Raw genomic sequence first — 22,236 nt, 5'->3', positions numbered from 1 at the left:
TCTTGTCTGTTCATAATAATTGAGGTTTGATTGTATTCACTACCGCAAAGCTACAACCAAACCTCAAGGTTTAAAAGGTGCATTTATTCGAATGCTTACGTACGGTTGCGGTTGGAGAATACATCCACATCCCCGTTCAAGGAATCCGGCCGGCAGGAACGGGTGGCGCCGCACAGGCTGTCAACGCCTTTGCGCAGGTCTATGGGAGTGCGGCTCATCGCGAAGCGGTTGTTTCCATTCAGGTTGAACACGGCTTTTGGGGCACAAAGGCCGGAACTTGGGGGCATGAAAACAACACGGCTGATTTCGGATGGTTACCTTATGGATGATGCAAGCATGGCGGTCGGACCATGCAAGCATGGTGGACGGACCATGCAAGCGCGGTTGGCGGACGATGCTTGCATGGTGCCGTTATGTATGAAGCAGGACAAACTGCCGGGCGGTATTCCGTACATTCGGCCCGAGACCTGTCGGATGGAAATGACTTGTCATCCAGCGAGGCCCCGCTGCTTTCAGCGATGCCCCGGGATACGGATGCCGGGGCTTTCGTGATTCTTTGTTTCGCCCGGACAAAGCCTGGGCTCTCCGGACCATCATGGATGACTGCAGGGCCAGTGGCCGGCGCAGCACCCTCTATTACGGTTGCGGTCCTGCTGCAATGTCTGTCATTCACCCCGCTGGTCGGGATTCTTCTGCTTGTAGAAGTTCAGTCTTTTGGTCCACGTTTTGTCTTCGAGGGGGAACACTTTATGCGTGTTGGCCCATTCTATCCATCGGCTTTCCAGCTCTTCCACTTTCTCGGGATGGCGTTGTGACAAATCGTTTGTCTCAAACGGGTCGGCGTCAAGGTCTATCAGTTCCCACTGGCTGTCCCGGTCGTATCTGACCAGCTTCCAGTTCCCGTCGATGATGGCGCAGGAACTTTGGTGTTCAAAATAAAGTGTCCGTGGCTGTGCCGGCTTGCCTTCCGCAGCAGGCAGTAAGCTGCATCCGGGCAGGTCGGGGTGCTTGAATGCGGCGGGATAGCCGACGTGTCCCAGGGCCATGCAGGTGGGCAGGAGGTCGATGATGTGGGCCGGCTGGCGGCAGATTTGTCCTTTCATCGGGTTCTTCTTCTTGTCTCCATAGGTCAGGATGAATGGCGTGCTGGTGCCTCCCTGATAGACCCATTTCTTGTAGCTTCTGTAAGGTGTGTTGGACAGGTCGGACATCAGTTGTCCGATGTAGCCGCCTTCGTCGGTGGCTCCGTTGTCGCTGAGAAACAGGAACACCGTATTCTCGTACATGCCTTTGTGCTTGATGGCGTCTACCAGTTTGCCGATGCCTTCGTCCATGATTTCTATCATGGCTGCGTAGGTGGCCATGTCGTGTATCCATTGTTTCTGCTGTTCGGCCGTGAGGTCTTCCCAGGCCGGCCGCTTGCCTCCAAATTCCCTGTCGTAGACCGGCAGCTCCATGTCTTCGGGGACTAATCCCAGTTGCTTCTGTCTCTCGAAGCGCCGGCGGCGCAGCACGTCGTATCCTTCCTTGTAGCGGTCCAGGCATTTCTGTACGGCCTTTTCGGGCGCCTGGAGGGGCAAATGCGGTGCATAGTGGGCCACGTAGAGGAACATGGGGCGGCTGGTGTCGTGGCGGTTGACGAAGCACACGGCCGAGTCGGTGATGGCCTGTGTGTAGTAATAGTCGTCCGGCACTTCGCTGATTCGGTCAAGGTCGTTGTAAAGGGGTTCGGGCTTGTAGTAGCTGCCGCCTCCGTGCAGGCAGCCGTAGTAGCGTTCGAAGCCGCGCTGTACCGGGTAGCTTCCGTTGGGGGCGTCATAGCCTCCGGTGGTGGTGACGTGCCATTTTCCGCTCATGTAGGTGCGGTAGCCGCCGGCTTTCATTATTTCGGCAATGGTGGGGTAGGCTTTGTCTATTTGTCCGCGGTAGCCGGGCCGGTGCTCGTCCACTTCGGCCATCCAGCCCATGCCCACTTCGTGCTGGTATCTGCCGGTGAGCAAGGCTGCGCGGCTGGGGCAGCTGCGGCCTGTATTCTTGAACTGGCTGAAGCGGACGCCTTCCTTGGCCAGCTGGTCGATGTTGGGAGTCAGGATTTCGCTGCCGTAGCAGCCGATGTCTGAAAATCCCATGTCGTCGCATAAGATTAGTACAATGTTGGGGGCCTGTTCGTTCTGGGCCATGGCTGGGGCCATGCCGCACGAGAACAGAGCCGTGTATAATAGTCTGTTCATCATTCTCTGGGGGATTAGTTGTCAAAAAACGGGTTCTTTATATGGGGTTCATCGTTGCGCTTCTTTCCGTTTGCCCAGGTTGGTCGGGTGCGGATTGGGAACCGCCGCAGGCCTGCTTGGGCGAGGCGCAAACGGTGGAAGGGCGCTGTCGGCGGGCGGTGGGGCCGTGCCCGTCGGGGGTGGGCGTATGCCGTCCTTCCCTTGTCGGAGCTTGATACAAAAAAGGAATGTCTGCCAAGTCCTTCAAATTCTTTTCCGAACTACAGCAAACAATCCTTGTTTGTCGGCGCTTATGGTTAAGCCGGCAACGCAGCCGGTGGAGAACCGTCAGGCTGTTCTCCACCGGTACGTTGATGAAGTTGCGAATAATCTTAATTCTGGGCCGGAACTCCGATAGGAGGAGCGTCCACTTCAATAGCCCAACCCGGATTCTGGTAGATGACCGAAGTGTTCAGGTCTTCCAGATTGCTTGCTGTCTGTCTGAAGTTTTTCACACCAATCGGCGACAGGTAGTGGGCCTCACACCATTTATAGCCGCGGTTATACAGGTAGTGGTTCGCCACGGCTCTGTAAGGACAGAGGTATTTGCCCGAATTGGTCTTGCCGGAGATGTTGGGACCGTCTTCTTCGCCCTCGCCCTTCAAGGTGCCTTCGGGGAATTCTGCCAGTTCTTCCGATTCCCACAGATTCATGCCGGATACGCGATAACCTTCATCGGGGAAGTCCTTGTAGTTAAGCTGGTCGAGAGCTCTCCAACGCTTGAGGTCCATCATGCGCAAGCCTTCTTCAATCAGCTCGCAATGACGTTCGCGGCGGATGTTGTACAACAGTTTGGATACTTGCTCTCCCTTTGAATAAACGGCCCAGTCGGTTTCAAATGTTTGGGGGCCATCCTTGTAGGTTACGGCTTCCTGGGCGCTGCCCGGGTACACCGTAGCGTTGACCGTAATCATATAGTCCTCGGGCAGGCCGGCACGTTTTCTCAGCTGCTTCCAGTAGTTCTGGGCCGTACCGTCGATGCTGTTACCGCCATTCTCGATGCAGGATGCTTCCAGATAGTTCAGGTAGGCTTCTGAGGCACGGAATACCGGGCAGCCTTCCGTACCGTAGTTGCCTTCGCGGTACCAGGTGTCGCCCAAGCCTTTGCGGAGCATGTAGCCCGTATTGGCTTTACGTGTTCCGTCCAGCAGGTTCAAAGGTGTGGTCAGGTACACTTTCGTTGTGTGGTCAGATTCGTTGTATCCGACCATTTCGCCGGGTGTCATCATGAAAAGCTGCAGACGGCTGTCGCGGTCTTTTCTGACGTTCTTGATGGATGTGTCGGTATATTCAGGATGGGCATAGATGGGCTTGCCGTCTCTGAAGAGGAATGTTTCCACGTAGTTTCTGTTGAAGCCGGTGTTGCCGCCATTATACAGATAGAATACGGCTGAATGGCCAATGGAATATTCCGAATAGTTGTAGGCTCTCCATAACAGGATTTCGGGATACGACTCCAGGTTCTCGTCGCAGAACTGTGCGTAGTAGGGGTTGTTCATCTTGTATTGGGCGTCTCCCTCGGTATTGTCCCACAAATCTACATTGGCTGCCGTGTTGTCGGCCAAAGGAATGGCGTCGGCCACTTGCTTGGCGGCATCCTTGCACTGGGTCAGGAAGAGGCTGATTTCTGTGTCGATGTTGAAATCGCTCAAGTCATTCGGGCCGCCCGGCCAGCCACTGCCACCAGGAACAAAGGCGGTTCCTTTGTGGTAAGTTTTCCATGAAGCCTCAAATAAGGCTACGCGGGACTTGAACAGCAATGCTGCGTTCTTGGTGATGCGGTTTTTGCCACCGTCAGGGTTGTTGGACAGAAGCGCGATGGCGCGGTCCAAATCTTCCAGGATAAAGCGGGCTACCTTATTTCGGGGTTGACGCTTGCTGGCGGCGATCAATATTTCCGTGTCGTTGTCGAGCGTTTCCGTTATGATGGGAAAATCGCCCAATGCTTGAAGTTTGCCGAAGTAGTTGTAGGCGCGGAGGAAATAGACTTCGCCCAAGTAATGTCCGGCATTGGAACCTGAAATCTCGCCGTTGTCATAGCGCGGTTGTACGATGTTCAGGAAGTAGTTGCACTGGCGGATGGTTGTAAACTCCCAGTTGCCGTCTGTTTCGGGCGTTCTCCATTGTCCCGGTGTCCAAATAGTGCTGTAGCCTGTTCCTACCAGATTGTCCGTATTGTTGTCATTGTCCCATATTCCGGCGATGTCCCAACCGCTATGGGTCGAGAATGGATAAAGGTTGATGGCGTAGGACGCCAGGTCGGATTCATTGTACAAGAAGTTTTCGGGCGTAATCTCGTCGAGCGGCTCTCTGTCCAGGAAATCGTTGCACGACGACAAGGCAGCCATGCCGCACAAAAGCCCTATGTATAATTTAGTCAGTTTCATATTATTCAATTTTAAAAGTTAACATTCAGACCGAAAGAAATATTTCTTGCCAGCGGGTAGTTCTTACCGCTGTTGTTGAGGTTTTCCGGATCGAATCCGTCAGGCAGTCCTGTAATGGTAAACAGGTTTTCTCCTGAAACAAACAGACGGCAGCGGGAAATGCCGACTTTGGCAGTCCAAGTTTGCGGCAGCGTGTAGCCCAGCTGGAGGTTCTTCACGCGCAGATAGGAAGCATTGGACAAATACTTGGTTTGTGTATGTGTGTTTTTGCCGGAGTCTTCCAACGGGCGGGGGAAGAATGCATCGCGGTTTTCGGGGAAGTAACCGTCTTCATTGGTAACTTCATTGCCAGTTGTGAAGAAGTCCAGATGGGAAGTGAAGCAGCTGGCATTCCAAGTACCGCCGGATGCGCCGAAGTACATATTTCCTCCAATCCAGTAGTCGCGTTTGGCTGTACCTTGCAGGAAGATGCGCACATCGAAGCCTTTCCATTCGGCATTTAAGTCCAGACCGAAATTAAAGCGGGGAGTCGAGTTTCCGATGATGTACAAGTCGCCCGGGTCGTCTTCCGTAGCGCCTTCCGAAATCTTGCCGTCGCCGTTGCGGTCTACGTACATTACGTCGCCGGCGCTCCAGTTGTTACCCCAGGTTACGCCGCCGTTGGGCAGATTGGCCAGATATTGGTCCATTTCTTCTTCAGTCTTGGCGATGCCCAGTGTCTCCAGACCCCAGATTTCGTTCAGGTACTGTCCTACGCGCCATGCGCTCAACGAACCGTCTACGTTCGGGTAGTCCAAAATCTTCTGACGTGCATCCGACAGGATGAAGCGTGCACCATAGCTGACGTCACCGGTTTGGTCTCTCCAGGAGATTTCCAAGTCGAAACCTTTGGAAACCATTTCGGCGTTATTCATTTTGGGAGCGCCGGTTCCCAAGGTTGCAGGACGCTCGGGAGCGGGACCTACCATGTCCTTGGTTGTACGGTTAAGCCAGTCGAAACTTAACGTCAGTCTGTTTCTGAACATGGCCAGTTCAAAACCGATGTTCCACGACTGCATGGTTTCCCAACCCAAGAGTGAAGTACCCAGACCGGGATATGAAGACAGGTTGGGTTTCTGGCCATTAATCAGCCATCCGCCGGCTGCGGATGAGAAGGGCATTCTCAAGATGTAGGGATACAGGTCTTTGTATTCTGGTTACCCAATTGGCCCCACGAACCTTTCAGCTTGAATACGTTTACATAGTCAATCAGCGGTTCCCGGAATGATTCCTGAGCAATGTTCCATCCGGCTGAGAAGGAGGGGAACCAGTTCCAGCGTTGGTTGCGGTCAAAGCGGGACGTACCGTCGTAACGGATGTTGGCCTCAAACAGGTAACGGCCTTTGTAATCATAGTTCAAACGGCCGAAGAAACCGGCAGTGGCCCAGTGTGTCAATTGTGCGTCTACATAATCTTCTCCGGTTGCTGTCGCAATGTTGGGCACATTTTCCGTAATCAGGTCATCCTTGCGGCCCCACAGATAGCGGTATTTGTTCAATTCAGCCTGGAAACCGGCCATCACCTTGAAGTTATGATTCTCTTGCAATGTGAAAGAATAGTCTGAATAGAAATTCGTGTTGAAGTAATTGTTGCGGGTCGCATATTCTGCCGCATAGTCGGTAGGCCGGCTGGCATCCCAATAAGTTGAGCCGTCCACATGGGTTCTCAGCAGTTTGAACCACTCTGTATGTTGGAATTCGTCTGTGATGTTATAGTTCAATTCGCCGTAAATGTTCCAATTTTCCAAAGGTGTTGCCACTAACTGGAATTGCTGGTAGATGTAATCAGTCTGTCTTTCTTTGTTACCGCCATCTCTCAAAGGCAACAAAAGCGTATTGGAAGCCAGCGAACCGTCGGGGTTGTATTCAGGCTCCATCGGCCAGCGCTTGGCCGTGTTGTAATACAGGGTACCGTTGGAGGAATCGTCCAGAATGGATGGAGTGGTGAAGTCCTTCCGGATGTATTTCACATTATAGGTCGCCTTCAGCCAGGGGAATAGCTCGGCCGTAATTTTGGATGTCACGGTATAGCGTTTCATCTGGTCGGGATTGATGGCGATGATGCCTTCTTGTGACAGGAAGTTGGCCGACAGGTAATATTGGATTTTCTCCGAACCACCGCTGGCGCTGATGTTGTGTTCTTGCTGGAAGGAAGTGTCGCCGTACAATACGTCGTACCAATCGGTGTTGGTGTTTCCAATCCACCACCAGTTATTGGCGTTCTGAGGGTCGGGGTCGGCTGAAGCTACCGTCGGGTCACCGGCCATGTAGCGCTTGAACTTGTCCAGCTGCTCGTCCGAGAACTGGGGACCCAGACCGCCGTTGGCGCGCATCAGGTTGAAGTAGCGTGCATAGGTGTAGGAATCTGCTACATCGGGCATGTTGATGGAGCGGGTAAAGCGGAAGTTGTTGTTGTAGCTGATGGACGTCTTGCCGGCCTTACTTTTTTGGTAGTCACCAATACCACGCCGAAGGCGGCTCTTGAACCGTAAATAGAAGATGCTGAGGCATCCTTTAATATGGAGATGTTCTCGATATCCGCGGGGTTGATGGCATTGAGGTTACCTTCGGCACCGTCAATCAACACCAGCGGGCTGGCGCTCGAACCGTCGCCGATGGTACCCGTACCATGAATGTCGAAATTCAGGTTACTGTCCAGACGGCCACCGTCGCTGTAAGAGAAGTTCATACCCGCAACCATACCCTGCATGGCCTGGGCTACGGACGAAACCGGGCGGGCTGTCAGTTCTTCGGAGTTCATCGTCGAAACGGAACCGGTCAGATTGACTTTCTTCTGGGTACCGAAACCTACGACAACCACTTCATCAAGCAGTTGGGTGTCGTCTTTAAGGGTAATGTTCAGCGGCGTGCCGTTCCATACTACTTCCAGAGTCTGGTAACCGACGAAGGAAATCTGGATGGTAGCTCCCTGTTCTACGTTGTTCAAGGTGAAATTGCCGTCTATGTCCGTAATCGTGCCGTTGGTTGTTCCCTTTACAAGCACGGACGCGCCGATAACGGTCTCACCGCTTGAGTCCTTTACCACACCTTTACAGGGCTGGCCCTGTAAAACTACGTTTGCAGCCGATACCTCTTCTGCAGGTATCGCATAGGCTATTCCTGTGGATACAATCCCCAGGCATAGCAATAAGCTGACTTTTCTGAAACTTTTAATCATAATGTTATTAAATTTAAGATTATCCCCATCAGATAGCAGGGGCGGTTTGTTTTTCATTCTATCTATTATTCAAAGTCACTTTGCTGTCTTTCTACTTCCTTTAATTTCAGCTGGTCCAGTTCTTGCTGCAGCTTGCGGACTTGCTTTTCGCAGTCCGTGGTAGTGGCCTTCGGGGCCTGTACGCCGCGGGCCGTCTGTTTTTTCATCTCCTTCATTTCGTTATCATCTGCCACCAGCGGATGGGCCGCCGCATGGGTTTCAATGACCAGTTCTGCCGAAAGGGGAATGTGCCTTCCTTCCATTGTGACAAAGGCTCTTACCTTGACGGTGCCTGGAGTGGTGGCTGCGCGCAGCAGTATGGGAGCCGTTCCCCACTGTACGGCACACGGATTGGTAAAGGTTTCCGCATTGCCTACCAGTTCGGCCGGGCCTTCCACTTCAAAGCGGATGTGGTAATTGTTCAGTCGTTTGATCATTCCTTTGCCGTCGGCCACGGCCGCTACTACGGTCACAAGGTCTGAACCGTCGGCGGTCATTTCGACCTGTTCATCGTCGGCCCACAGCAGAAGTTTCGACGGGCGGCGCGAAGGGGTTACCTTGTGGGTCGTTACAACTTTGCCGTCCATCAGGCCTTCGGCCAGCAGATAGGAGTCTTCTTGTTTCCTGTCGCGAGACAGTTGCTTGTCATACATCACGTCCCAAACGTCCGGGAAGGTGATAACGGGCGAAGGCATGCCTTCGGCAGACGGCCTTTTTTTGTAAGTAAACTGTTTGCCGTCTTTGCAATAGGTAAGACGCACTTCGTCACAATTGCTGTAAACGGTTATGTCTTTGGGCGAAAATGGCGTCATGGCGTGGGCTATGTAAATCATTGGGCCGGTTTCAGCAATCATCTCTTCGTTTACTTCAGCCGGCCGTTGCGAGCAAAACATGTAATAAGAATATTTCGGCTGTCGGAAGGCATCCATAATTCCTCCATAGAACGGATCGGGATGATAACCCCGCTGATGGTCGAAAGAATGCCACAGGCAACCTCCCATGTGCTGGCGCGGATTGCGGTACAGGACATCATAATGGGTGTACTGATAATCGGTTTTGGCATATCCCTGTGCCTGCATCAGCATGGGTACCTCTCCCCATGCGCGACTTACACGACTGGGCGAGTTGTGTGAGTTCCAATCGTCCACGTTATCGCCCCATTCGCGGGTGAAATAAGAGACTTCCGGGTCGAGAATGTCGGTATTGAACGCTCCTCCCTGCCCATTGATGGGGTGAGTGAACTGTATGGGGAAAAATTCATGTCCTCGTGCCGTTGCGTCACAACCGGCGTAACAATAAGGATACGGGTATTCTTCTTTCAGGATGTTCAGGACATTTTTGGCAAAATCTTCCGGATACCACGTCTCGTTCAGGATGGGTTCCCACATCCATACGGACGGATGGTTGCGGTCGCGTCTCACCATGTTGCGGATGTCGTTGTAGACCCGTTCGGCAAAGACAGGCTCGTCATTCCAGAATTGCCATCCGGGCGTGTTGACAATGACAAGCAGGCCCAATTCATCGCAGGCATCCATAAAGGCGGGGTCTTGCGGGTAATGGGCGTTGCGGATGACGCGCAAACCTGCATCGCGCAGTTTCTTGGCGTCGCGCCAGTGAAGGCTGTTGGAAAGGGCGTTGCCCACTACGGCAAAATCCTGATGACGGTTGGCGCCTATCAGCGGATAGGGATAAGGCTTCCCGTTGAGCCAGAAACCGTCTTTGCCTTTGAACTCTATGCTGCGGATGCCGACCCGTCGGCGATAACCATCGACCACCTTTCCGTTGCGGTCTACAATCTTGACGTGCAGCTGGTATAGATACGGAGAGTCGGGTTCCCACAAATGAGGCCTGTTCACAGACAGCTGAACAGATGTCTTATGTGCTTTTCCCCGTCCCAGGGACACTGACTTTTCGGCCGTCTGCACCAGCTTATTTCCCTTATCATATAATTCGAATACGGTTTTTCCGGAGAAGGAACGGGCGGACAAGTTACGGACATGCAGGTCTAACCGCACTTCTGCCTTTTCTTCATTGATTGCCCCGAACGATACGAAAAGACCGCCTCCGGCCGTCTCGTCTTCGTAATTGGGGTCGGTGATAAACACATCGTTATGGGCTAACAGCCAGCAGTCTCTGTAAATGCCTCCGAAATAGGCGAAGTCGAGCATGTCTTGCGGTTTTCCTGGAGGGTAGGAGGGGTCGTCGCTGTTGTCTGCCCAGACGGCAATTACATTATCCTCTCCGGCAATCAAATAAGAAGTAATGTCGGCTATGACAGGAAGGTATCCTCCGAAATGTTCTTTGACAAGCGTTCCGTTGACCCATACTTTCGATTTTCCCATGATGGCTTCGAAATGCAGGAACAGGCGTTTCCCTTTCCAGCTTTCTTCGGGCGTGAAGTGCTTCCGGTACCATACGGCACCTTGGTAGTTGGTACAGCCGCTGGCTTCGTAGGGGAGGTATTCTATGCCGTTAGGCAATGAGGTCAGTTGCCACTCGCTGTCGTTGAATTCTTTTTGTTCGGCTCCGGCCATTTCCCCTTGATGGAAGCGCCAGGCGGGGTTCATGTTGTAGACAACCCGCCCCGTGTTGGGAAGCTCGAAGAATCCGGCTGTCGAATAGTTCGGTTGGTGGGCTGCATATAGCCGTTGGGGTGCAAGCATTCCAAGGCAGCCAGCTATCCACACAATGAGGATAAGAATCGTTTTATTCATACCATTAAATCTGGTTTGGTCAGCAAAAGGTTTAGCAAAAATAATCAGACATTCGTTTAAAGTTTTCCATTTTTAGCTATTAAACTTCCAATTTTGATTAAAAAGCTATTTTTAGACATATTCTGAGCTATTTTTAGAATTTCCGCCGGGTTTTTCCAGTTTTTTTGCTTATGTGTATGGTTTACTGAATATTTGTATATATTTGTTCGACCATTTTGTTGAACCATGAAAGCACCTTCGATTTATATCTTCCTGTTCGTTTGGTCTTGCCTTTACATTCATGTTCCTTTACGGGCCGGCGAATCTTTTACTTTTACACGCATTGGACTTTCTCAAGGCATGCCTTCCCGTGTGTCTTACATCTTTGAAGAGAGCAACGGATTGCTGTGGCTGGGCACTCCGGCCGGATTGTTCCGTTACGACGGAATCAGGTTGAAACGTTATAATATTTTTATTGATAACCCCCGTCAGCCTTCGTCAGCCTCCGTACTGCAGCTGGTGGAAGATGACCGCCATCGGTTGTGGTTGCTGACCGATAAGGGGCTGGCCCGTTATTCTGTAAAGGAGGATTGCTTTGTCCCCTATCTGAAGGAAGGGGGGCTGATTCGGGCCGGGGCCGCCTGCCGGACAACGGGCGGACTTGTATTCGGCGGAATGGACAGTTTGTACTTGTATTCTTCTGAGTCGGAAAGAATTACGGAAACACTGGTGCTGGATACGGAGAATTTCGATTGCCGGCGGATGGTGTTGTGGAATGCAGACACGCTGGTGTGCTCCAATCGTCAGGACCAGCTTCTGTTTTACGACCTGAAGAAACGGAAGAAACTTCCGATGTCTTTCTCCCGGTGGAGCAAGGTGGCGGGGATGTGTGTGGATACGGAAGGCTGCCTGTGGGTAGCCGATTATAATGACGGCTTGAAAAGAATTGCGCCTGACGGCCGTTTGCTGTCGCATTATACGACCCGCAATTCGAAACTGAGCAATAATCTCGTGCTGTGCGTGACTTTGATTGACGGTAAGGTCTGGGCCGGAACAGACGGGGGAGGGATTAACATCATTGAGCCTGCCAGTGGGAACATCCGGGTGATTGAGCACGAGCCGGACAACCAGCGTTCCCTTCCCGTCAATACCATTATCAGTATAGAAGGCAGCCGGAATGGAAACGGCGTGTGGGCGAGTACGGCGCGGTGGGGAGTGCTCAATATACGTTCGGTCAGCATGCAAACCTTTCAGAGCGTACCGTTGGGTTACCACCGGGGGCTGAGCGATAAGACGGTGCTCTCGCTTTACCAGGAGCCGGACAGCAGCTCCGTGTGGATTGGGACCGATGGCGGCGGCTTGAACCGGCTCGATACGGATGAGCATACTTTCCGTCACTATCCCGACACGTGGGGTGACAAGGTCGTGTCCGTCTGCCGGTACTCCGGGCGGCAATTGTTGCTGTCGGTTTTCGGTAAAGGCTTTTTCCTTTTCGACAAGCAGACGGGCAGGAAGGAACCTTTTCCGTTCAGCTTTGAGCGGTTGAATAACTTTGTCCGGTACAGTGGAATACCTGCCAATCTATGCCGTGAGACGGACGATGCCGTCCTGCTGCTTGCCAATCCGGTCTGCCGTTATTACATCCATGAAAAGCGGCTCGAGGAGATTGGCCAGGCAGAGCACGGCGTCATCGGTATGCTCTGCTTCATCGGCCGTGACGGAGACAGTTCCTACTTTTACGATACACAGAGCATCTATCGACTGGAGAAGGGGGGCAGGAAACTGATAACCGTTTATCACAGCGAAGTCTCAAACTTCATCAATGCCGTTTACCGTGACGCTCAAGGGGCTTTCTGGATTGCCGGAAACAGTGGCTTGTATGTGCTCGAACATGGCAAGCTGTCCGTTATTCCCAGTTCCTTGTTTAAAGAAGTACATTCCGTCTTGTGCGACCGTAACGGGCGCATGTGGATAGGCACCAGGGAGAATCTGCTTTCCTATTATCCGGAAGAAAAGCGCTTTTCGCTCTTCGGAGAAGCCGATGGGGCGCTCAAGAACGACTATCTCTCCAAGCCGGTGCTACAGGCCGGCAATGGTGATATTTATATGGGAGGTGTCAACGGCCTGCTTTATATAGCCGGAGAAACGAATAATGACGTGCCGGGAACTTCGCAGGATTTGCGGGTGATTGTGACGGACTTACAGGTGGGCGAGAGCAATTGCATGTCCCGCCTGGAGCAGGAGAAGATCGTGCTCCCTTGGGACAGTCGCAACATACGGATTGATTTTCTGGTGGTCGGCGATGACCTGCTGCGCCCCCGTCTTTTCCGCTACAGTCTGGAGAAGGGGTCCCGCAATGCCATTGTCAACTACAATGCCGAGCTGAACATCCCGTCGCTGGCGGTGGGCACTTATCCTGTCTACGTGGAGTATATCCGGAAGGACGGCGGCTGGTCTGCCCCCCAGCGGGTGCTTACTCTGATTGTTCAGCCGCCTTGGTACAAGTCGTGGTGGCTTGCCGCCATCCTGGCGGTGAGCGTCGGTTTCCTGCTGTACCTGTTTGCCAGAAAATTCATGAGGAGGAACGGACGGCTTCATGGCGCGAAGCGGAATGCGGAGCAGCCTGAAGGCGAAGTACATCTTCCCGTCAGTATCGGCCACGATTCTCCGTCGCCGTATGCCTTGCTGAAGCGGGCGGCAGGTATTCCGTATCCTTCGGAGGGGCAATGCCGGCCGTTGATGAACCCGGTCGTACAGCCTCTGCTGCGGAAGGATTTTACGAACATGCTGCAGGATGCCGGCCGGGTGGAGGTGGAAACAGGACGGGTCGACCTGACTGTCCGCCCCTTGAATGCTTGGGTGACGGAGGTCTGTAACGACCTGGTTGCCCTGGGCGGAGATGCTGCCTTTATGGAATGCAAACTCGACCCGCAGGTTGAGGACGTGGCATTTGACCCGGTCAAGTGCCGGATTGTGCTGACATGCCTGCTGGCCAACATCCTTGAATACAGCCCGAAGGAAGGGAAGGTTGAAGTGCGTACCGGGCTGGTTGCCAACGGGCAGTATGTCCGTATCTCTGTGGCCGGTTGCGGTAGCGGACTGAGCGACGTTGAATCGGACGGACTTTTGGCCGGCTTCTGCCCAAGCGAGGCCGAAGCGGATGCGGACAAGTCGGGCCTTTCTTATGCCAAGCAACTGGTGGAACTGCAAAACGGACGGACAGGCGTCGCCGATATTCCCGGTCGGGGAATAGCTTTCTATTTTGAGCTGCCCCTCCGTCTGCAGCAGAATGCCGAGAGGCGCCCTTCCAGTCCGGATGAAACGTATCCTTCATTCTCCGGGCAGGGCGTAGACATGCCGGACGGCGTTGGGTTGAACCCGATTGACCTGAAGCAGTATTCTGTCCTGATTGTGGACGACAATGTGGAGCTGGTGGACTATGTGGCGGGCGAACTGCGGACACGTTTCGGGCAAGTTCTGACTGCCAACGATGGGCTGACGGCCTATCAGATGGCCTGTGAAGAGAATCCCGACATCATTGTCTGCGACGTGACGATGCCCAATATGAACGGCTACGAACTGTGCCGTGCCATTAAGGAAGATGTCAACGTCAGCCATATCCCGGTCATTCTCCTGACAGCCCGGAACGACACGGCGGGCAAGGATTATGGCTACATGCTTGGGGCGGATGGCAATCTGGAGAAGCCTATCGAAATGGAGCGGCTGGTGGAGACTGTGTGCAACAGGCTGTATGTGCGCCTGCAGGCACAGAAGCATTACCGCCTCTCGGGCATGACGGAGGAACTCATCGAGACTGAGCTTGCCAATGCCAACAGGCTGTTCATGAAGAAGCTGCACCAGGTCGTCTCGGACAATCTGGAGAACCCACAGCTGGGCATTGCCTTCCTTTGCAACCAGTTGGGGACCAGTCGGGCTTCGCTCTATCGGAAATTGAAGACGATTACCGGCATGGGGGCCAACGACTACATCAATCAGGTGCGCATTGAGCGGGCAATGAAGCTCATCAAGGAGACGGAACTGAACTTTACGGAGATTTCCGAAAGGGTGGGCTTCGCCTCGCCGCGCTATTTCAGTACGTCCTTCAAGCAATATACGGGAAAGACTCCCACCCAGTTCAAAAAAGAATGAGCGCCTGCCTGTCCGTTGAGCCGGACTGGCGGACGTGGCGGGGGAGGGAAGGCTGTGTGCGTGTGTATATATCTTTCTTTTACTGAACAAACATTAAAAGATGGGGGTTGCGGCAGGTGTCTTCAAATAAACATTTATCTTTGCATGCAGGTATGGCACATTTTTTAAGGTACATAGGAATCCTGATACTTGTGCTGGCCATTGGCCAGCGTGCGGGTGAGGCGTTGGACAGTTCCCTGTCCGATGCTGTTTCTTGTGTGCAAATGGAGCAAGTGGCTTTCCAACAAGAGGAGTCAGAACGTTTCACGATGCCCCAATGGCCTTGCCTGCCCGATGCCGAGCTGGCCGGTGCCAACGGCTGCCCGCAGCTTATGGGCTCTTCGCGCATGCAGCGTTCGGCTGTGATGGAATATCTGTTTTTCTTAAAGGAAAGGGTCGGTGAGCTTGCCCGTTACGAGGCTGTACGCAGCCAGTATCAAGGCAAGATTTACGAGTCCGTTCCTTCCCACTTCTGTAGCCCGGTGTGCGATTACTACATCTTTACACTGAGGCGCATCCTCATTTAGCGTTTTCTGAGAATTTCCCCTTGCCGTGTCCTTATGCGTACGGGCTGCTTTCCGTTGCCCTTCGGTGTAGGGAGATGGCATCCCCTTTGGCAATGCCTGTGCTGTGTTTCCCCTGCTGGCTGGAGCAGGTGTCTCCTGCCCGTGTGCAGAAAGGCGGCCGGGCTTTTGCACAAGCCGGTTTCTTGGCGGCTGCGGTTGCAGGCCGGCACATCCCCATTTATTCATTCTTTAAAAACATACATTATGACAACTCAAACTCCCAACACTACTATTTTTACATTGGCTCATCCCGATATTGTTAAGCGTACCAGCGTTTCATCTCTGATTTTTTCAGGGTTGATGGTACTTCTTGGAGTCCTTTTGTTCCTGGCCGTTTTCGGTATGACAGACAATACTTCTACGGTCAGCATGGCTCTGATGGTATGCGGCACGGTCCTGATATTGGGCGGCATCTTCCGGCTCTTCTGGAAGTCGAAGCAGCTGGTGTATCTGCCCACCGGCAGTGTGGCTACCGAGCGAAGCCTGTTTTTCGATTTGAAATACCTGAACCGGCTGACCGACAAGCTGGACAATGTGACTGCCGAGGTCGCTGACGTGAAGAGCTGCACGAGCGGCAATGTGCGCATGGACGTGATGATTACCAAAGACAGCAAGTTTGTAGCCGTACAGCTGTTCCAGTTTGTTCCTTACACTTATACTCCGGTGACCAAGGTGAAGTACTTTACCGGCAACGAGGCGGCCACGCTTTCCACATTCCTGTCTAAAATGTAAATAAAATACCCGTGACGGGCTTGGACTTGACTTTAAGCTTTGTTTGGGGGATTGGCTGTTGTCCGGCCAATCCCTTTTTTTTATTCCCAGCCCCTGTGCTTAGTCCGTCATGGCTATTCCCATCTTCTTCATCAGGAAGCAGGCGTTCATGTTCTGCGCCACGCCGGGGCGCAGGCGGTAGGAGAAGGTCAGTTCGTCGGCGGTGATGTCGGCCTCGAAGCAGAAGTTGCGGATGTTGTCGGGGTAGGCATCGGCCAGCGTACCCAGCAGCAGGTCGTGTGTGGCTATGATGCCGTTGGCCCGCAGCGTCATGAACTGGCGGATGAGGGCGAGCGAGCCTTTCTGCTTGTCCGTCGAGTTGGTGCCTTTCAGTATCTCGTCCAGGATGATGAAGAGTTCTTCGCCGGCCTGCAGCTTGTCGATGATGAGCTTCAGCCGTTTCAGCTCGGCAAAGAAATAGGATTCGTTGTCGCTGAGCGAGTCGCTGGTGCGCAGGCTGGTGACGAGGCGGGCCGGGTAGAGCTGCAGTTCGCGGGCAAAGACCGGGGCGCCGATGCAGGCCAGCAGGTAGTTCACGCCGATGGTGCGCAGGTAGGTGCTCTTGCCCGCCATGTTGGCGCCGGTGATGATGATGAAGTAGGGCCGCTTGGCGATGTCGATGTCGTTGCGCACGCAGCGGTCGCGGTGCATCAGCGGATGGCCCAGCGCCGTGCCGCGGAAGCAGAAGGGCGTGTCGGCGAAGGTGGGGTAGACGTAGCCGGGATGGTTGTAGGCGAAGGTGCCCAGCGAGCAGAGGGTGTCCGTCTCTCCGATGGCGTTGAGCCAGCGGGGCAGCTCGGCGGCGTGCTGTTCCTTCCAGGCCTCGATGCGCATGATTTGCCGCAGCTCCCAGAAGAAGCAGCCGTTGAGCACGGTGTACATGAACATGTTGTTGCGCTGGTCCAGTTCGTTCATCAGCCGGCTGAGCTGCTGGATGGACTGCGAAGCCTTCCGCTGCTCGCCGCCGATTTCTTCCTTGATGCCCCTTAGCAGCGCGGCCTGTACGTCCTGCTTGTCCATCAGTTTCAGCAGGTTGGCATAGGTGCCCAGTATCTGCAGCTTCTTGCCGTAGACCGACTGTATCTTGGTGACCTTTCCCGTAAAGGCGAAACTGCTTATGACGAATGCCGTCCAGACGACTCCCCACACGGTGCCCGGCAGCAGCCCGAAGACAACGGCCGGCAGGCACAGGACGTTGACGCCCGTCACCAGGGCGGGCAGCAGGCGCAGCACCCGTCTTTTCCGGAAGATGCTGGGGCTTTCGGCCCAGGCGCGCAGTTCGTTTTCGTCGGCCTTCTTGCCTTTATAGAGCAGGCCCAGTATGCGGAAGCGTTGCCTGAACTGGAGTTCGTCGGCCAGTTCGCGCACGGCTTCCTGCCGACGGACAATCTCTTCGCGGTTCTCCAGATGCTTCTCCAGCCAGGCGGCCAGCCGTTCCTTGCCGGGCTGCGTGCAGGTGCGGTTGATGTACTGGAACAGCGAGCGCGGCCCGAAGACGTCGAGGTCGAACGTGTACAGGTGGGCGGGGTCGGCATATTCGTCGCCGCCGTCGAAGGCCGAGGTGTCATAGTCCAGCGCGGCCAGTTCCTGCCGGTTCACCTCCGCTTTCTTTTCCAGGTAGTCCTTGCGGGCAAAGAGGCGGTTGTGCCGCTTTATCAGCAGGATGAAGGGCAGCATCGTCACGGCCGCTACGGCGCAGAGCACGCCCCAGCCTTCGCTGCGGAAGTAAATCAGTCCGGCCACGCAGGCCACGAACAGCACCACGCGCAGCGTCCCGATGCGGTAAATGCGTTGTTGCACTCGGTTGAGTTCCTGTTGCGCCGCTTCCGCCTGGCTGCGGTAGCGGTCGGCTATCTGTTGTAAGTTGTCCATTGTCTTGTGATGTCTTTTTTCAAAGCGGCAAAGATAGGAAGAATCAGTGGATTCCGTGAGGCCGGAACCGGGCAATTCATTTCTTTTCGCTTTAAGTTTGGACGTTTTCAAAGAATGGTGTAACTTTCGGAGCTGAAAACGATGAAAAGGAAAAAGAGGTGTGCCGTATGATACGAAGATACATATTATGGCTGTTTGCGCTGTTGCCTGCCATCCCTGCGGTAGGGCAGCAAATCATGTATGCCAACCTGAAAGAACTGGTGGAAGAGCGGGGCGACACGGTGACCACCCTGTCGGTGGAACGGCGTTCCAAGAACCAGATTTATCTGATGGGAGGGGCCGATTACCGCATTGAGGCTCCCGACAACTCGGGCATGAGCCGCTACCTGCGCAAGCGCTGCTATGCCGTGCGTGTGGATACGGCGCTCTACGTCAATTGCCGCAAGATGCGCTACAAGCGCTACCGCTTCGGGCAGTGGTATGCACCCGCCATGTGGGTGGGAGGGAAAATCTACTTCTCCGCACAGCCCGTGGGACAGGCGGCCACCAGCACCCTGATGCCGGCCGACGCCGCCAGGCTGGGAGGCGAGGTGGGCGATGCCATTGCCGCCTCGGGGCTTGTACACGACCGCGTCTACTACGAGCTCGACCCCGGGACGGGCCGCTCCGAGTTTGTGGGCAAGGAGAAGATGCTGCAATTACTGGACGGCTTCCCCCGCCTGAAGGCCCGCTTCGAGAACGAAACCAGCGAGTCGGCCGAGGTCATCGGCCGATACCTGAAGATGATACAGACTAAAACCGAACCCCAATGATACAGCTACAAGACGTGCCCCGTGCCTATACCTATTGCTTTGCGGGCCTTGACAAGTGTCCCCAATGCGGCACGTGCCTGCGCGCCATTGCCGCCCGCCTGCTCGGACAGGGCGGGAATCAGCAACCCCAGACACTGCATGCCGTCAATCCCTGTTATGTGGCCGGCCTGTCCGGCTCTTCCGCCTGTCCCCTCTACCGTCCCGACACACCGGTCCGCTTTGCCCGGGGCATGATGCACCTGTTCGACGATGTGCCCGTGAAGCTGGCTTCCGTGGTGCGTGCCCGGGTCGTGGCCTGCTTCTCGTCCGAGCGCTATTTCTACCTCAGCCGTAACGGCAAGCGGCTCATCTCTCCCGAGGAACAGGAGCGGATTGCCGCCGTCTTCCGCGACATGGGGCTGGATGCGGCGCCGTGTTTCGACGGCTACGAACAGACATTGGTCTGGTAGTCCCCGTTCCTCCATACAGGGCGTAGCGTGCCGCGCCACGGGTGGGCTGTGCGCTGCACGCTTGTTGCAGCGCGGCTGCACACAGTTTTGCACCGATGCTGCAAGCCTGCATGCAGTGCGGCTGCAGCCTGCTTGCAGGGACGACAATGCCTGTATGCTGTCGGCGCCCGATTTGACCGGACGCTGTCCCGTGTTATAGATATGACGGTAGACAGCTTCCGGGCGCTGTTCCGGCTTTGATGGGCGCTTGGCCCAATCCGGAACGGCTTTGGAGAGTAAAAATAAGGCGGGTGTAACGTGGGTGTAAGTATATGTAATACGTTTATAAGACATTTTCGCCGGGAGCTCGTTATTTTTGTGGCATCATTAACTTAAAAATGCCATGAAATACATTTCTACTTTATTCCTATTGTTATGGATGTCGGTATTGTCTGTGCGGGCAGCCGACCAGTTTGTCACCTTCACTCCGTCGGCCGACGGCCTCACCCTTTATGCTGCCGGCAGTGCGGCGCCCGTCATCTGGTGCAGCGACGACGACCACAAGGGCGTGCTGATGGCCGTGGAAAACCTGCAGGCCGATTTCGAGAGAGTAGTGGGAGTGAAGGCCGGCAGGACTGCTACTGCTGCGGCCGACGTGAAAATCCTTGTCGGTTCGGCCGACCAAAGCCCCCTCATCAAGCAACTGATAAAAGCCAAGAAGCTGGACAAGAAACAGCTGCAAGGCGCACGCGAGAAATACATCATCACCACCCTCCACGCACCCCTTGAGGGCATCGAAGGCGACGTGCTGCTCATTGCCGGCAGCGACAAGCGCGGCACCATCTACGGCATCTACGAACTGTCCCGCCAGATGGGCGTATCGCCCTGGTACTGGTGGGCCGACGTGCCCGTACAGACCCGCGAGGCCGTCTGCGTCCGTCCCGGTGTCTATACCGACGGCGAGCCTGCGGTGACCTATCGCGGCATCTTCCTGAACGACGAGGCGCCCTGCCTCACCGGATGGGTGAAGCACGCTTTCGGCACCAACTACGGCGGCCACGAGTTCTACGGAAAGGTGTACGAACTGATTCTCCGCCTGCGTGGCAACTTCCTGTGGCCGGCCATGTGGAGCTGGGCCTTCTATGCCGACGACCCCGAGAACGGACGTCTGGCCGACGAGATGGGTGTCATCATCGGCACCTCGCACCACGAACCGATGGCACGCAACCACCAGGAGTGGGCACGCAAGCGCAAGGAGTACGGTGCCTGGAACTATTCGACCAATAAAGAAGTCATCGACCGGTTCTTCCGCGAGGGCATCGAGCGCATGAAGGGCACCGAAGACGTGGTGACCATCGGCATGCGCGGCGACGGCGACGAAGCCATGAGCGAGGACACCAACGTGAAACTGCTCGAAGACATTGTCGACAACCAACGCCGCATCATCAAGGAAGTCACCGGCCGGCCCGCCAAGGAGACGCCCCAGGTGTGGGCGCTCTACAAGGAAGTGCTCGATTACTACGACAAGGGAATGCGTGTGCCCGACGACGTCATCATGCTGCTCTGCGACGACAACTGGGGCAACGTGCGCCGTCTGCCCAATGCCGAGGAACGCAAGCATCCCGGTGGCTTCGGCATGTACTACCACGTGGACTACGTGGGCGCGCCCCGCAACACGAAATGGCTGAACGTGACTCCCATCCAAGGCATGTGGGAACAGCTCCACCTGACCTACGAATACGGTGTGGACAAACTCTGGGTGCTCAACGTGGGCGACCTCAAGCCGATGGAGTACCCCATCACGCTCTTCCTCGACATGGCCTGGAACCCCCTGGCCTATACCGCCGAGAACTTCATGCAGCATCCGCGCAACTTCTGTGCCCAGGCCTTTGGCGAGGAGCAGGCCGACGAAGCTGCCCGCATCCTCAACCTGTACAGCAAGTACAACGGCCGCGTGACGCCTGAGATGCTCGACGCCCGCACCTACAACCTCGCCACGGGCGAATGGAAGCAGGCGGCCGACGACTATGCCCGCCTCGAAGCCGAGGCCCTGCGGCAGTATCTCACCTTGGCACCTGCCTACCGCGACGCCTACAAACAGCTGATACTCTTCCCCGTGCAGGCCATGTCAAACCTCTACGAAATGTACTACGCCCAGGCCATGAACCACAAGCTCTATGCCGAAGGCAATCCCGAAGCCAACGCCTGGGCCGACAAGGTGGAGCAGACCTTCGCCCGCGACAAGGCCCTGACCGACGACTACAACAACGTGATGTCCGGCGGCAAGTGGAAGAACATGATGATACAGAAGCACATCGGCTACCGCTCGTGGAACGACGACTTCCCTGCCGACCGCCTGCCCGAAGTGTTCCGCATCGATGAGCCCGAGAAAGCCGTGGGCGGCTACGTCTTTACGGGTGCCGACGGCTACGTGGCCATGGAGGCTCCCCACTTCTTCGAGTGCCAGGCCGCCGAAGGCGCGTCGTGGAAGGTGATTCCCGACATGGGCCGCACGCTGGGCGGCGTCACACAGATGCCTTATACCGTGCCCGTGGCCGGTTCGTCGCTCTCTTATAAGATGAAGCTGCCCGCCGAGGCCCGCGACCTGAAGCAGGTGAAGGTCATCGTCGTGGTGAAGTCCACCCTGGCCTTCCAGGACGTAGAGGGGCATAAGTACACTGTAGGTTTCCGTGGTGGCAACGAAGAGACCGTCAACTTCAACCACAACCTGAACGAACTGCCCGAGAACGTCTACTCCGTCTTCTATCCCACCGTGGCCCGCCGCGTGATAGAGAAGGAAGTGACGCTCACCCTGCCCGCCTCGGCCGACGGCACCTATCTGCTCGACTTCAAGCCCCTCCATCCCGCCGTGGTGCTGGAGAAGATTGTAGTCGACCTGGGCGGCTACCGCAAGTCCTACCTCTACATGGACGAGTCGGAGTGTACGCGGAAGTAATTGTACCGATAATGTGTTCAGGCACGGATAGCACGAAC

General features: G+C 55.0%; 14 protein-coding genes. 6 read left to right on the top strand and 8 right to left on the bottom strand.

The features are described from left to right. Positions 1-95: 95 nt before the first annotated feature. From Q1Y74_RS07440 to Q1Y74_RS07420, 7 genes are all read right to left on the bottom strand, one after another. A complete protein-coding gene (locus tag Q1Y74_RS07440) occupies positions 96-251 on the bottom strand; it encodes a hypothetical protein (protein WP_300813452.1) in 156 nt (51 codons plus the stop codon). Positions 252-665: 414 nt separating this feature from the next. Continuing rightward, positions 666-2,234: an arylsulfatase gene (locus tag Q1Y74_RS07435; RefSeq protein WP_300813450.1), complete on the bottom strand. Its 1,569-nt coding sequence runs from the start codon at positions 2,232-2,234 to the stop codon at positions 666-668. Positions 2,235-2,602: 368 nt separating this feature from the next. Beyond that, positions 2,603-4,657 (bottom strand): RagB/SusD family nutrient uptake outer membrane protein, encoded by a 2,055-nt coding sequence (locus Q1Y74_RS07430; RefSeq protein ID WP_300813448.1) that lies wholly within the window; start codon positions 4,655-4,657, stop codon positions 2,603-2,605. 11 nt (positions 4,658-4,668) lie between these two features. Then, positions 4,669-5,817 (bottom strand): TonB-dependent receptor, encoded by a 1,149-nt coding sequence (locus Q1Y74_RS14025; protein ID WP_366914088.1) that lies wholly within the window; start codon positions 5,815-5,817, stop codon positions 4,669-4,671. A 2-nt stretch (positions 5,818-5,819) separates the two neighbouring features. Continuing rightward, positions 5,820-7,076, bottom strand: a complete 1,257-nt coding sequence (locus Q1Y74_RS14020; RefSeq protein ID WP_366914087.1) for a hypothetical protein — start codon at positions 7,074-7,076, stop codon at positions 5,820-5,822. Further along, positions 7,064-7,741 (bottom strand): carboxypeptidase-like regulatory domain-containing protein, encoded by a 678-nt coding sequence (locus Q1Y74_RS14015; protein ID WP_366914086.1) that lies wholly within the window; start codon positions 7,739-7,741, stop codon positions 7,064-7,066. Before Q1Y74_RS14015 ends, Q1Y74_RS14020 begins: the two co-directional genes overlap by 13 nt. Before the next feature lie 197 nt (positions 7,742-7,938). Next, positions 7,939-10,575, bottom strand: coding sequence for a glycoside hydrolase family 2 TIM barrel-domain containing protein (locus Q1Y74_RS07420; RefSeq protein ID WP_300813454.1), 2,637 nt, complete (start codon positions 10,573-10,575; stop codon positions 7,939-7,941). A gap of 402 nt (positions 10,576-10,977) precedes the next feature. Between Q1Y74_RS07420 and Q1Y74_RS07415 the strand changes: the two genes are divergently transcribed. The 3 genes from Q1Y74_RS07415 to Q1Y74_RS07405 all read left to right on the top strand — a co-directional run bounded on the left by Q1Y74_RS07415 (position 10,978) and on the right by Q1Y74_RS07405 (position 16,091). Beyond that, on the top strand, positions 10,978-14,754 hold the full coding sequence (locus Q1Y74_RS07415) for a response regulator (RefSeq protein ID WP_300813446.1): 3,777 nt from the start codon (positions 10,978-10,980) through the stop codon (positions 14,752-14,754). Positions 14,755-14,906: 152 nt separating this feature from the next. Further along, complete coding sequence (locus Q1Y74_RS07410; RefSeq protein WP_300813444.1) at positions 14,907-15,320, top strand: hypothetical protein; 414 nt, start codon at positions 14,907-14,909, stop codon at positions 15,318-15,320. Between the two features lie 243 nt (positions 15,321-15,563). Continuing rightward, on the top strand, positions 15,564-16,091 hold the full coding sequence (locus tag Q1Y74_RS07405; RefSeq protein ID WP_300813442.1) for a hypothetical protein: 528 nt from the start codon (positions 15,564-15,566) through the stop codon (positions 16,089-16,091). 99 nt (positions 16,092-16,190) lie between these two features. Here Q1Y74_RS07405 and Q1Y74_RS07400 read toward each other — a convergent pair whose 3' ends face one another. Beyond that, a complete protein-coding gene (locus Q1Y74_RS07400) occupies positions 16,191-18,002 on the bottom strand; it encodes a MutS family DNA mismatch repair protein (RefSeq protein WP_300813440.1) in 1,812 nt (603 codons plus the stop codon). Between the two features lie 167 nt (positions 18,003-18,169). Between Q1Y74_RS07400 and Q1Y74_RS07395 the strand changes: the two genes are divergently transcribed. The 3 genes from Q1Y74_RS07395 to Q1Y74_RS07385 all read left to right on the top strand — a co-directional run bounded on the left by Q1Y74_RS07395 (position 18,170) and on the right by Q1Y74_RS07385 (position 22,198). Further along, a complete protein-coding gene (locus Q1Y74_RS07395) occupies positions 18,170-18,814 on the top strand; it encodes a DUF6563 family protein (RefSeq protein ID WP_300813438.1) in 645 nt (214 codons plus the stop codon). Next, positions 18,811-19,263, top strand: coding sequence for a DUF6078 family protein (locus tag Q1Y74_RS07390; protein WP_300813436.1), 453 nt, complete (start codon positions 18,811-18,813; stop codon positions 19,261-19,263). The genes Q1Y74_RS07395 and Q1Y74_RS07390 overlap by 4 nt, the downstream gene beginning before the upstream one ends. 382 nt (positions 19,264-19,645) lie before the next feature. Next, positions 19,646-22,198: a glycosyl hydrolase 115 family protein gene (locus tag Q1Y74_RS07385; protein WP_300813434.1), complete on the top strand. Its 2,553-nt coding sequence runs from the start codon at positions 19,646-19,648 to the stop codon at positions 22,196-22,198. The last annotated feature ends 38 nt before the right edge of the window (positions 22,199-22,236 follow it).

The sequence above is a fragment of the uncultured Bacteroides sp. genome, assembly GCF_949298305.1.
Lineage (GTDB): Bacteria > Bacteroidota > Bacteroidia > Bacteroidales > Bacteroidaceae > Bacteroides.
Note: the sequence above shows the minus strand (reverse complement) of the source record. Positions and strands in the feature narration are given on the sequence as shown.

Coding starts and splice junctions, on each gene's coding strand:
- Q1Y74_RS07435 (WP_300813450.1), bottom strand. CDS start 2,234: ATGATGAACAGACTATTATACACGGCTCTGTTCTCGTGCGGCATGGCC.
- Q1Y74_RS07430 (WP_300813448.1), bottom strand. CDS start 4,657: ATGAAACTGACTAAATTATACATAGGGCTTTTGTGCGGCATGGCTGCC.
- Q1Y74_RS14025 (WP_366914088.1), bottom strand. CDS start 5,817: ATGCCCTTCTCATCCGCAGCCGGCGGATGGCTGATTAATGGCCAGAAA.
- Q1Y74_RS14020 (WP_366914087.1), bottom strand. CDS start 7,076: ATGCCCGATGTAGCAGATTCCTACACCTATGCACGCTACTTCAACCTG.
- Q1Y74_RS07420 (WP_300813454.1), bottom strand. CDS start 10,575: ATGCTTGCACCCCAACGGCTATATGCAGCCCACCAACCGAACTATTCG.
- Q1Y74_RS07410 (WP_300813444.1), top strand. CDS start 14,907: ATGGCACATTTTTTAAGGTACATAGGAATCCTGATACTTGTGCTGGCC.
- Q1Y74_RS07405 (WP_300813442.1), top strand. CDS start 15,564: ATGACAACTCAAACTCCCAACACTACTATTTTTACATTGGCTCATCCC.
- Q1Y74_RS07400 (WP_300813440.1), bottom strand. CDS start 18,002: ATGGACAACTTACAACAGATAGCCGACCGCTACCGCAGCCAGGCGGAA.
- Q1Y74_RS07395 (WP_300813438.1), top strand. CDS start 18,170: ATGATACGAAGATACATATTATGGCTGTTTGCGCTGTTGCCTGCCATC.
- Q1Y74_RS07390 (WP_300813436.1), top strand. CDS start 18,811: ATGATACAGCTACAAGACGTGCCCCGTGCCTATACCTATTGCTTTGCG.
- Q1Y74_RS07385 (WP_300813434.1), top strand. CDS start 19,646: ATGAAATACATTTCTACTTTATTCCTATTGTTATGGATGTCGGTATTG.